The sequence below is a fragment of the Fibrella aestuarina BUZ 2 genome, assembly GCF_000331105.1.
Lineage (GTDB): Bacteria > Bacteroidota > Bacteroidia > Cytophagales > Spirosomataceae > Fibrella > Fibrella aestuarina.
In genome coordinates, this window is the sequence record NC_020054.1 from 3,500,742 (window position 1) to 3,512,319 (window position 11,578).

At 52.4% G+C, this 11,578-nt stretch carries 9 protein-coding genes and 1 pseudogene; 5 read left to right on the plus strand and 5 right to left on the minus strand.

Going from position 1 to position 11,578, the window contains the following annotated elements:
- Positions 1-6: 6 nt before the first annotated feature.
- Positions 7-1,511, minus strand: a pseudogene (locus FAES_RS14245) (ATP-dependent DNA helicase).
- A gap of 250 nt (positions 1,512-1,761) precedes the next feature.
- Here FAES_RS14245 and FAES_RS14250 point away from each other — a divergent pair.
- From FAES_RS14250 to coaD, 4 genes are all read left to right on the plus strand, one after another.
- On the plus strand, positions 1,762-2,199 hold the full coding sequence (locus FAES_RS14250) for a CBS domain-containing protein (protein ID WP_041257886.1): 438 nt from the start codon (positions 1,762-1,764) through the stop codon (positions 2,197-2,199).
- A 114-nt stretch (positions 2,200-2,313) separates the two neighbouring features.
- The gene (locus FAES_RS14255; protein WP_015331935.1) at positions 2,314-2,811 is read left to right on the plus strand and encodes an NUDIX domain-containing protein; all 498 of its coding nucleotides are present in this window, start codon (positions 2,314-2,316) and stop codon (positions 2,809-2,811) included.
- Between the two features lie 45 nt (positions 2,812-2,856).
- On the plus strand, positions 2,857-3,732 hold the full coding sequence (locus FAES_RS14260) for a DUF3822 family protein (protein ID WP_229364483.1): 876 nt from the start codon (positions 2,857-2,859) through the stop codon (positions 3,730-3,732).
- A gap of 95 nt (positions 3,733-3,827) precedes the next feature.
- Complete coding sequence (gene coaD / locus FAES_RS14265; protein WP_015331937.1) at positions 3,828-4,286, plus strand: pantetheine-phosphate adenylyltransferase; 459 nt, start codon at positions 3,828-3,830, stop codon at positions 4,284-4,286.
- 51 nt (positions 4,287-4,337) lie between these two features.
- On the opposite strand, the gene FAES_RS14270 is transcribed toward coaD, so the two are convergent.
- The 3 genes from FAES_RS14270 to FAES_RS14280 all read right to left on the minus strand — a co-directional run bounded on the left by FAES_RS14270 (position 4,338) and on the right by FAES_RS14280 (position 7,160).
- Positions 4,338-5,393, minus strand: coding sequence for a saccharopine dehydrogenase family protein (locus FAES_RS14270; protein WP_015331938.1), 1,056 nt, complete (start codon positions 5,391-5,393; stop codon positions 4,338-4,340).
- A 191-nt stretch (positions 5,394-5,584) separates the two neighbouring features.
- Positions 5,585-6,148, minus strand: a complete 564-nt coding sequence (locus FAES_RS14275; protein WP_015331939.1) for a 50S ribosomal protein L25/general stress protein Ctc — start codon at positions 6,146-6,148, stop codon at positions 5,585-5,587.
- A 70-nt stretch (positions 6,149-6,218) separates the two neighbouring features.
- Complete coding sequence (locus FAES_RS14280; RefSeq protein ID WP_015331940.1) at positions 6,219-7,160, minus strand: ribose-phosphate pyrophosphokinase; 942 nt, start codon at positions 7,158-7,160, stop codon at positions 6,219-6,221.
- Between the two features lie 1,299 nt (positions 7,161-8,459).
- On the opposite strand from FAES_RS14280, the gene FAES_RS14285 reads away from it, so the two are divergent.
- A complete protein-coding gene (locus FAES_RS14285; protein ID WP_158408782.1) occupies positions 8,460-10,370 on the plus strand; it encodes a TlpA disulfide reductase family protein in 1,911 nt (636 codons plus the stop codon).
- Positions 10,371-10,459: 89 nt separating this feature from the next.
- Here FAES_RS14285 and FAES_RS14290 read toward each other — a convergent pair whose 3' ends face one another.
- Positions 10,460-11,515, minus strand: a complete 1,056-nt coding sequence (locus FAES_RS14290) for an AMP-binding protein (protein ID WP_015331943.1) — start codon at positions 11,513-11,515, stop codon at positions 10,460-10,462.
- Between the last annotated feature and the right edge of the window lie 63 nt (positions 11,516-11,578).

Genomic DNA, 11,578 nt, shown 5'->3' on the forward strand with positions numbered 1-11,578 from the left:
CAAAACCTACCCGAAGAACTCCGGGTTGAAGTTCATTAGGAAGGCCTCATCGGTGGAGCGGGTGAGGGCCGTGTAGAGCCAGCGCACGAACTCCTGGTTTGACTGGCCTTCGGGCAGGTAACCCTGATCGATGAACACGGCGCTCCACTGCCCACCCTGCGCCTTGTGGGTGGTAAGGGCGTAGGCAAATTTCACTTGCAACGCACTCAGATACGGGTCGCGGCGAATGGCTTCGGACCGTTCTTTCTTGTTGGTGATGTATAGGTAATCCTGCGCCACGCTTTCATACAGCGCTTTGTTCTGCTCCTGCGTGAGCGAGGGGGCTGCCGAGTGCAGCGTATCCAGGATGATCTTCGCCTCGAAATCGGGCTGATCGTCGTAGTCGACCATGTGCAGCGTGACGGTCGCAAACCGGAACCCATGCATCTCTTCCTGCCGCCGCACCTTCTGCACCTCCACAAACTCCCCGTTGGCCAGGAACCCCGCCGGCGAGTCGTCGCCCAGAATGGTGTAGTTGTTTCGGGCAATCATGAGCATATCGCCCGCGTCGAGTTCGTCTTCGCACTGATCGATCACCCGCCGGATAAACTGATTATACTGCACCGCCATCTTGTTGGAGCGGCACAGAATCGCCGTGTTTTCGCGGCCGTATTTGTTGTAGGCGTACCGAATGCCGTCTTCCAGCTTATTCAGCGGCATTTTGAACAGGTCCTGAAACGGATTCGTCACGATGCGAATCGACGTGGCGGGGAGGGGGGCTTCGGAACGTCGTCGCTCAATAGGTGTTCAAACGAGACGGCCTTCGGTTCCCCGCCGCCGGGGTTCAGAATCTCGTCGGAAAGCAGCTTACGCAGTTCGGTGGCGTTGTGCAGAATGCCCGACTCAATATCCTGACGCATCACCTCGGTCAGTTCCTGTTCGTAGACGGTCATGTCGAAGGCGCGGGCCAGAAACCCCCGGTCGAGAGCGGGGCTGTAGTCGCGGCCGACGGGTGGCAGCTGAGCCGTGTCACCCACCAGCATGAGCTTATTGCCTTTGTTCTCGAAGACAAATGAGATCAGGTCGCTCAGCAGGCCTTTGCCGCCGAACTCGGCTTCGTCGGAGATCATCGAGGCCTCATCGACGATGAAGAGCGTGTCTTCGTGGTAATTTTTCTGCCGCTGAAACGCCAGCGTACCGGAACCCTGCTCGGCGACCTGCCGGTAAATTTTCCGGTGAATCGTTTGCGCCTGCTTCTTGGAGTAATTGCCCATCACCTTAGCCGCCCGGCCCGTGGGAGCCAGCAGCACCGACTTCATGCCGAAGCGGGGCAGCACTTTGATGAGCGTACTGATGAGGGTGGTTTTACCCGTACCAGCGTAGCCCCGCAGCAGAAAGCAGTCGCGGTAATGCTCAAATTCCTGCGGGGTGATGAACTGACCAATTTTGTCGAAGAAGGAAAGCTGCCCCGGTGTGGGTGCAAACGGAAAGCGTTTTGCCAGCAGTTGCGCCGCTGTTTGCGTCTCATTCATATCCTCTAATTTACGCATTTTCGAGGAGAAAGTAATGGCTCGCCGATGAGGCAGATTCAACAGATTGGCACGGAGTTTTAGGTACGTGTCTACGCAGATGGAGAGGGTGTGGCAATCAGACCCGTTGACACACAGCGCTAAAAAATCCGCGCTAATCCCTTACATCCGCCCCATCTGCGGGCCATTCATATTTGCGATTGCGTTGAAATTCACTTACTTTTTCCACTCCTTACATAACTGCTCCCTTACCATGAACATCCGGCAAATCCTTCAGCGTAAATCCATTAACACCATTTATTCGGTCGCGCCCGGCGAAACCGTCTATGAAGCTCTGCAACTCATGGCCGCCAAAAACATTGGTGCCGTTCTGGTGCTGGACGGCGGCGATTTGGTGGGTATTTTCTCGGAGCGCGACTACGCCCGGAAAGGTATTCTACAGGGGCGGGCCTCGAAAGACACGCTCATCCGCGACGTGATGACAAGCAGCCTCATCACCATTGCCCCCGAACAGCTACTGGAGTCGGCCATGCTGACGATGTCGGAAAAGCACATCCGCCACCTGCCGGTGCTGGAAGGGGAACGACTGATCGGCATTATCTCGATCAACGACGTGGTGAACGCCATCATCCACGATCAGAAAGCCCGCATCAGCTCGCTCGAAAGCTATATTTCAGGCAGTTCGTATTAGTGGTAAGCGGTGAGTGATAACGAGTGGGTGACCAACAACTTAGGCTCTCACCGTTTACCACTCACCACTTACCACTATCTTTGCCCCTCTTTTTAATCAAACACTACCGTAATTGTGACAAACGTTCTGGACGTGCCTCGTCAGCAAGTAGTCAAATTATATGGCAACCGGCTGCGTGCCCGCGTGTGTGGCCTGTACCGGGAGGGTGACCGGCTGCTCATGGTGCGTCACCGGGGCATTGGCCCAACAGATACCTTTTGGTGCCCACCGGGTGGCGGGGCGCAGTTTGGCGAAACCGCTACCGACGCCCTCAAGCGGGAGTTTATCGAAGAAACCGGCCTGCACGTGTCGGTGGGTAGCCTGTTGTTTGTGAATGAATTTTTGGCACCACCCTTGCACGCACTCGAATTGTTCTTCGAAGTAGAAGCCATTGGAGGCAGCCTGAGTATGGGTATGGACCCCGAAATGGACGCCGATGGGCAGATTATCTCCGAAGTGCGCCTGATGACGTTCGACGAGATTAAAGCCTATCCCGCCAGCGAAGTACATACCCTGTTTGCCCGTTGCCAGTCGCTCGACGATGTGTTTCGGCTTCGGGGCTACCTCAATTAGCCAGCAGCGCGACGCCCGCGCCCTGCCCACTACGTTATGATCGTTATGCCCACTTTATCACCAACGGTTTCGGTTCGCCCAGATGCACTCACAGCCGGGCAGGCCGAAAAGTCGATTCTATGCCTCGACCTGGCCCCTCAACGGCTCCGGCTGACGCTACTCGACCCCCAGCGGCGGATGGTGTGGCTCGATGAATACGCACAACCCACCCTGCTGACCGAAGAGTCGTTGCTGACCCAATTGCCGACCCTGTTTGGCGACCACCCGCTGTTGCACTACGATCAGTTTCAGCAGATCCGGGTGGCGGTCAACGCCTCGGCGTTTACGCTCATTCCGAACGAGTTATACCGGAAAGAATACGCCAGCAACTACCTGACGCTCATGCGCGGGCATCAGCCGCCGCCCAACGAAATCGCGTCGGCCTACGAGCATAACGAGGGGTTCACGGTGGTGTTCGGTCTCGACCGCGCCATTACGGAGTTTGTGGGCGGGCAATACCCGTTGCAGCCCATCACCTACGTGCATCAGGCCAGTACGCTCATCCGGGCTACGCAGCCCATCGACAAACAGGAGCCCGAGACGCAGAACCTGTTTCTGCATTTTGAGGAAGAATTTGCGTTTGTGCTTTTCCGCGAGGAGCGCAAACTGCGCTACTGCAATCGGTTTGGCTACAAAAACGTGCAGGACCTGGTCTACTACGTGCTCTATGTAGCCGACGAACTGGGTGTCGACCCCGATACGCTCAATGTGCTGGCCTACGGCGAGATCACCCCCTTTGCCGAAGCCTACATTGCGCTGTCGCGTTTCCTGCCTAACCTGCACATTGGCTCGCCGCCCAGCGGCCTTAACCCCGCCCCCGACCTCGCCGACCTGCCCGAACATCGCTACCTCGACTTGCAGGGCCTGTGCTTGCTAAGCTAGTTTACCGCTTGTTGTTTGAGAGTTGACGTTTCCTCGTCGTGCAACGTGAACTGAAACAACGTCAACCCTTAACCAATAACCGCCAAACCGTTTCAATGTCCCGTATTGCACTTTTCCCCGGCTCGTTCGATCCCTTTACTAAAGGGCACGAAGATATCGTTCGCCGGGGGTTGCATCTCTTCGATGAAATTATTGTCGGTATTGGCCGGAACGCCAGCAAACAACGCTACTTCCCGCTTGAACAAATGATCGGCTGGATCGAGCAGACGTTTCAGGATGCCCCTCAGGTACGTGTCGTGGCCTACGATGACCTGACGGCCAACGTCGCCCGCCAGTTGGGAGCTCGTTTTCTGCTGCGGGGCTTGCGCAACACCACCGATTTTGAGTACGAAAACGGGATTTCGCAGGTAAACCGCTTCGTGTATGAAGAAGTCGAAACGGTATTCCTGATCACCTCGCCGCATCTGGCGCCCATCAGTAGCAGCATCATCCGCGACCTGCACCGCTACGGCCAACCCGTCGATTCGTTTTTACCCTACAAGCTTAAAGAGTGAAAGACTGGCGCAAGCCATATGGGTGCGCCAGTCTTTCACTCTTTATCGCTTTCACTCGTTGAAAAAGCTCCCGTTGCGGGTTTCGAGGAAGGCCTTGAAGGGGATCATTTCCTGTTTCAGAAAACCTTGCTGCGGTAATTGTTCATCGGCGACCAGCTCAACTACCGCCGCTACGGAACCGGCGGTGGTCCAGGAAATGGCCCGCCAGGCTTGCCCATCGATCAGGCGGGGGTGATAGGCCCGGTAAAACTCTTCGCGGGCCAGTTGGCCATTGCGCCAGCCTTCCACCACGGCGTAGACATACACCACGTCGGCCTGTACGGGTGGTTTGGCTTCGGTCAGAATCTGCTCGGTGAGTTCACGCTGGTTTTTCAGGATCAGCTCATAGAGCAGAAAGCGCATCAACTTGCAGTGGCCGGGGTAGCGGATCGTCTTGTAGTTGAGCGTATCGACCTTGCCTTCGTAGGTCTCGCACAACGTACCCAGCCCGCCCGACGTACTGAAGGCCTCAAATTCCTGCCCTTCGATGTTGATCAACTCGATACCATCGAGCGCCGGCACCATCTTGCGCTGCCCGTTGGCGATCACTTCGCAATCGTTGAGGTACTCGTTGATGACCCCCGCCGGCGACCAGGTAAATGAATAGCCCAACAGCCCGTTGGGGTAACGAGGTAGCGCCCCTACACGCAGTTCAATGTCGCGCAGCCGGTCGAATCGCTGCGCCAGATCGGACCCCACGATCCCGATAAGACCCGGCGCCAATCCGCATTGCGGTGCCATCACGCCCTTAGCCGTTTTAGCCATCTCCCGAATGGCATCGGTGGTGGGTACATCCTCGGTCAGGTCGAAATAGTGAATGCCCAGTTGGTGGGCGACGCGGGCAATGGGCAAATTCAGGTTGTAGGGGAGGCACGACACCACGCCATCGGCAGCCTGGAGTGCGTCCTGTAACGCATCGGTATCCGTCACGTCGCCCTGCCGAACGGGAAAGGGTAATTCGTAGGCAGGCGCCTGCCGGTCGAACCCGCTCACGCTGAAACGCTTACTCAATAACAGGCCTACCAGCGAGCCTACTTTACCTAAACCAACAACGACGATTGTCTTCATGAAAGGCAGGAAAAAGGTTGATGAATAGAGGCAAGATACACAAAAAGCCGCCCCAGACGGGACGGCTTTTTGTGTATCTATTAGCTCGAAAGGTCGTTTGATGCGCAGACGTCAGGGGTTGACGATAGGCAGCGAACCGACTAACCGTAAACTTGAAACCGCGGCGGACCGCCCAAACAGCAAACTTACGTTTACTTGGACACCTGGCCACGCAGTGCGCGCGGGATCTCGATGCTGGCTACGGGGTTCGACGCCTGCTCCAGCATTTCGATGCCGTCGACGGGAATCTGACCCACCCGAACAGACTTACCCAGGTCGAGGGTTGATACGTCTACGTCGATGTACTCGGGGATGCTGTCAACCGGTCCACGTACGCGCAGTTTGCGGATACGGGTTACCAGTTTACCCCCTTTCTGTACACCGGGTGCATTACCCACCAACCGAACCGGAACGGCTACTTTCACGGCTTTGTCTGACACTTGCAGAAAGTCGGCGTGAATCAGCGCGTCGCTAACGGGGTGGAACTGTGTTTCTTGCAAAATGGCGCGGTACTCAGCGCCTTCGATGTTCAGCGTAACGTCATAGACGTCGGGCGTGAACAACAACGGACGGAACAAAATAGCGGGGGCATAGAAATGCACCTGCTGACCATTTCCATACAACACACAGGGTACATTACCCTCGGCGCGAATGGCTTGTGATTCCGTCCGGCCGAGATTCGCTCGTTGATACCCTACAATCTCGATTTTTTTCATAATTCGTAGTGCCGAACGTCCACGTTCAGCTTAAGAGATGATACTGCCGGACGTGGACGTCCGGTGCTACTTAGTAGCGTATAAACAGGGAACTAATAGATTCGTGATCACGGATGCGGCCGATGGCTTTGGCAAACAGCTCGGCAACGGACAGCACCCGAATTTTGGGGTTGGGCTGGCTCAGCGGCAGCGTATCGGCTACGACCAGTTCTTCCAGCACCGAGTTGGCGATGTTCTCGTGCGCTTTGCCCGACATCACCGGGTGTGTACAGATCGCCCGAACCGACAGCGCTCCCTTGTCGAGCAGGATTTGCGCGGCTTTGCAGAGCGTGCCGCCCGTGTCGATCAGGTCATCGACCAGCACCACGTTGGCCCCTTCCACATCACCGATTACCTGCATCGAGGCAATCTCGTTGGCCCGTTTCCGGTGCTTGTCGCACAGTACGATTTCGGCGTTGAAGTGCTTGGCAAACGTGCGGGCGCGGTTGGCGCCACCCACGTCGGGCGAGGCAATAATCAGGTTTTCGAGGTTCAGGTTGCGGATGTATGGCACAAATACCGACGTGCCTTCCAGATGATCGACGGGGAAATCGAAAAAGCCCTGAATCTGACCCGCGTGCAGGTCAATCGTCATCAGGCGGTCGGCACCCGAAGCGGCCAGCATGTTGGCCACTAGTTTGGCGGCAATCGCCACGCGGGGTTTGTCTTTCCGGTCCTGCCGCGCGTAACCGAAGTAGGGGATGACCACCGTTACGTAGTGAGCCGAGGCCCGCCGCGCCGCGTCGACCATCAGGAGCAGTTCCATCAGGTTGTCGCCCGGCGGTGGGGTCGACTGAATCAGGAACACGTCGCAGCCTCGCACCGACTCTTCAAAGGAAGGCGACATCTCGCCGTCGCTGAACCGCCGGCAGGTGTAGCCACCCAGATCTTTCCCGTAGTAGTGAGCAATCTTCTCGGCCAGGTACGTCGATTGACTGCCGGAAAAAATCTTGACGGGGTTGAACGATGCCATGAGTGGGTGCGCCTGAATTTTCCGCAAAAGTACGGTTTATAGTCGCATAAACCTATAAGGTTTCAAAAACCTTATAGGTTTGGGTAACCCTCCCCCTCCTGCACTATACGTCTTAGCTCGGCTATTTCCACTTCTAGCTGCTGAATTCGGCAGCGTTGCAGGGCAATCAACTCCTCATGATGCATTGACAGCGAAGGACTGTATGGATGGGTAGTTGACTGATCGAGTTCGGCTGGTAGCAGGTCACGCACCGGAACGCCGAATACGTCGGCTAGTTTGGGCAGGTACGTGTCTTAACGTCCGTTTTGGCGCTCTCTTAAGAGGCGTACGTATTCTGGCGAACGCCAACGGCTTCGGCTATTTCATCTTGTGAGAGCCGACGTTGACTCCGTAGCTGAATCAGAAGCGTGCTGAGTGGGGCGGATAAAAAAGAAGTTGGTGGCTGTTTTGTCAACAATCCGCACTATGTAGAGCATTTGGTACTTATGTATGATGGCTTATCGACCAAGTAATTAATTTTTATCAAAAAATCGAGTATATTAGGCACAAAGTAATGGTCAGTTTTTTGGCAAGCAAACGTCAGTTAATGGGCACTACTCAACTACTTCTATGTCAGAACGAACCGCTGCCGACCGCAACGCCAGGCAGGCCCTTGTGCCGGATGTCGACTTGCCAATCAGCAGACGAGTAAATTAATAGGACAGATTCCCGATTTACGTGTGGAGGTGACACTCGTAGGCAGCACTCACCCCAGCGACAAGGCAGGTAGCTCAGCACTTACTCGGCTTATCTGGCTCCGGAAGCGATGGAGTACTGGTTCAATGATTCACAGCAACCTGTGATCGCCTGGGAGCGTGATGTAGGTACGATGCACATCAGTGCTGCATATACCGCATCCGACCTGCCATATCTGCGCTGCATATGGTCGGCCGACGTGTCGGTTTGCCCAATGATGAATTTAGTTGAATCGCTATGAATTACTGTTTCACAAATCAAGCATATTATCATCATGAAAGACAAGTTAACCAGTTTTCAGAACGCTACTATTACCGGCGCAGAAATGCGTATTGTAAAGGGAGATTTATGGGATTACACCTACATGTTTAGGTGTGGTAGGATTATTTACGTCGCCAGCCGTAACATTAATTCTTATCGTGAGGATGCACAATGAAATTGTGCTGGCAGAGGGCCAATACATTGTGCGTTTCAAGAAAACAAATCTCAAGTCTATAAAACAAGTATTAGTGTGTTCAATTTTCACAGCGGTACTTGATGTAATCTATGTCAATTATGGTGAGCATGAAATGGATATTATTGTTTTATTTATTGATCAATATTTTTGCCTTGCGTCAGGCCATATGCCAGGAAAGTAGTAACCTAACATTTGACTGGATACAAGGTAAGGACAGTTCTAGCGTAGGTGTAAACTACCATGATAAGATGAATTTATTTTCTTCAACAGATAGCTTATATATAATATATTATCTAAACAAAAGATTTACGAAAGAGCCAAGCGCATTTGAAAAGAAATGTGTTTTTCGGGATAATAAGTGGTATGCTAATATAGTCGTTCCTAACGATGCAGTAAGCTTGATGTTAATAGTAAAAAACGAAAACAATAAATTAGATAATAACAAGGGCACAGGTTACTGGTTACCCGTAACTCATGACGGTGTTGTTTCAGAGGGTGCTTACGCAACTATTGCCTATATGTATGCTGGCGCTTGGGAGGCACCAAATTACAACTTATCAACTCAGCGAGATAGCGCTCGAATTCTATTTGAACAGGAGTTTACATTGTATCCACAGAGCAAGCGTTTTTACCATAGATATTATTTGTCTACTCTAAGTAAAAGTGGTGAAAAATATAAATCGGAACTTAGTATGTTTGAAAGTTATAATGATTTGGATCAATGGGAGCTATTAATGCTAACGGATTTGTATAAATATAAAAATAACGTCGAAAAAACTAGATTTTTTAATGATAGGTTGTTTAAAACATATCCTGGTGGATTTTGGTCTATGCAAATAAATTCGATGCCATTGCAAAAGGCTTTTTCTGGAACCGACGATATGGTAAAGAAGCGAAAGGCATATGAAGAATTTAAGGAAAAATACAAGACGTTTGAAGATGATGATACAAGGCGATACATTGAACTAAGAAAAGGAATTACTATGCTCAGCAGACTATTGCCTCATTTTGTAGAGTATGATCTGGAGAAGGAATGGCTGGCAGATGTCAATGAATTGAGTGATGAATTCAAAATTCCAACATTAGCCTTTGGTGCTCGCTCATTGAATAGCAATGGCAATGGCCTTGTTGCTGAAAAGTATGCAAAAATGGCTGTTGAACTTATGAAAATGTATTTAGATACAAATGTAAGAAAGGTGACAGAAAGGTTATATTACACAGATAAGGAAGTGCGAAATATACGCGAGAGCCTACTGGCTGACTACTTATACATATATGGCCATAGTCTTTTCTTGCAAAAAAAGTATGAACAGGCCGATACAGTGTTGCAGCAAGCAGCTTTAAAATACGCCAAATCAACAGATATTACGAAGAATAAACTTTATCTCAGATGTCTAATCGAAGCAAAGCAATATAAGAAAGCGCAGTCTGTGATGCGCGGTTTTATGAAACGGGGCAAAGTAGACAAAGAAATGGATGAGCTAATGATAAACTTGCCAATAGCCGACGGTGATAAATATGATGCGGAAGAGGCGGTGAAATACGTGATCCGAGATAAAATAAGAGCGAACATTATTAGAGAAAATATACCTGACATGGTATTTAGAAACTCGCTAGGGGAGAAAGTGTCATTGAGTAGTTATAAGGGAAAGATAGTTATTTTAGATTTTTGGGCTTCCTGGTGCGCTCCCTGTATTGCTGGTCTCGGGGTGCTTGACAAGTTTAGGGCAGACAATAAACTGGATGACAAGGTTGTAATAGTCTGCGTGAATACGTTGGAATACGATCTCAAAGGGCGAAATAGAGCAAACGAGATTATGGCTAGTCGTAATTACTCTCTTGTTAGTTTATTCGACGAGCTGAATGAAGCGCCTAAACAAGCCAGATTCACAGCCTTGCCTACCCGCGTCTTTATTGATCAGTCTGGCCAGGTCCGTTATAGGCAGACGGGTATCGAGGGAAGTGAGACCGAACAGTTAGCCGAACTGGCTGTCATCGTAGGCGAGATCAGGAAATAACGCTATCCAGGCAAGAGCATATGCGACTTTGTCATTATCGTCAAGCAGATGCAATGGACAGCGGCCCTACTACGGCGGTTGAAAGGGCGCTAGGTACGTTCCCGACCGCCTTCATTTCGATGAATCGTTGCCTTGCGATCGATCTTGCCAGTGGCGGTTTCGACGAACGTACTTACAACCTGCCACGCTTTGGGTACAGCATACGGGCCTATGCGCTGCCGGACAGCCTGTTGCACCGCTTGCCACTGGCCCTCAGTTAGCGATATACCTTCGCTGAACACCACGATCCGCTGCCCCAATCGCTCATCAGGCAGCCCCACTACGAACAGGCGAGGACCGAGGTGCCAATCGGCCAATTGCCGGGCAATAATTGCCTCTACAGCTTCGGGTTGCACTTTCACACCGCCCGTATTAATGATCGAATCGGCCCGGCCCAGCAACCGGAAACGTACCCGGCTATGGCTGTCTGATGGTAACAACTCGACTACGTCGTTGGTCTGAATCCGGTCGTAATTCGTAGCGGCGGCGGTAATGTGCAGGCAACCCCGTTCGTCGGTGCCGACGTCGACGCCGGATAGTACCGTAAACAGGTCACTGCGGTCGGGGCCGTTGAGGCGTCGAATGGCGATGTGTGACACGGTTTCGGTCATGCCATAGGTACTGTATACGGGCGCGTCGATCGCCTGTAAGGCAGTTTCCAGCGCGGGGCTGGTGGCGGCTCCCCCCACCAGAATGGCCTTCATGCCATTCAGAATGGGCAACGCTTTAGGCTGCCCAGACGTACCCACATCGGCCAGCATCGTTTGCAGTTGTAAGGGTACAAAAGCCGCAAAATCGAAATGGGTTGTGGCGGGGTCGAACGTACCCAGCGGGTTGGCTGAAGGTTCGACGAGGGTCAGTTCCAGGCCGAGCACCTCGCCCCGAACGAGCATCATTACGCCCGCAATGTAATCCGTATTGAGGCAGACCAACGCCCGATCGCCCGGCTCCAACCCGAAAGTTTGCCCGGTCAGGCGGGCGCTGGCTTCCATCTGCGACCGGGTCAGGTGGATTGGCTTGGGTAGACCTGTCGAGCCAGAGGTTTTTAGTATAAATTGCTGTTCGCCCGACCGCCAGGTATCTATGAATAAATGATTAAGTGTCATAATGACGAAAACTATTACTTTTACGGGATAACTACTTACAAAAAACGTAGGTGGATATCTCGT

Bases quoted from the DNA above. Each gene is read 5' to 3' on its own strand.
- FAES_RS14275 (WP_015331939.1), bottom strand. From the start codon at position 6,148: ATGAAAAAAATCGAGATTGTAGGGTATCAACGAGCGAATCTCGGCCGG.
- coaD (WP_015331937.1), top strand. From the start codon at position 3,828: ATGTCCCGTATTGCACTTTTCCCCGGCTCGTTCGATCCCTTTACTAAA.
- FAES_RS14290 (WP_015331943.1), bottom strand. From the start codon at position 11,515: ATGACACTTAATCATTTATTCATAGATACCTGGCGGTCGGGCGAACAG.
- FAES_RS14285 (WP_158408782.1), top strand. From the start codon at position 8,460: ATGAAATGGATATTATTGTTTTATTTATTGATCAATATTTTTGCCTTG.
- FAES_RS14270 (WP_015331938.1), bottom strand. From the start codon at position 5,393: ATGAAGACAATCGTCGTTGTTGGTTTAGGTAAAGTAGGCTCGCTGGTA.
- FAES_RS14280 (WP_015331940.1), bottom strand. From the start codon at position 7,160: ATGGCATCGTTCAACCCCGTCAAGATTTTTTCCGGCAGTCAATCGACG.
- FAES_RS14250 (WP_041257886.1), top strand. From the start codon at position 1,762: ATGAACATCCGGCAAATCCTTCAGCGTAAATCCATTAACACCATTTAT.
- FAES_RS14260 (WP_229364483.1), top strand. From the start codon at position 2,857: ATGCCCACTTTATCACCAACGGTTTCGGTTCGCCCAGATGCACTCACA.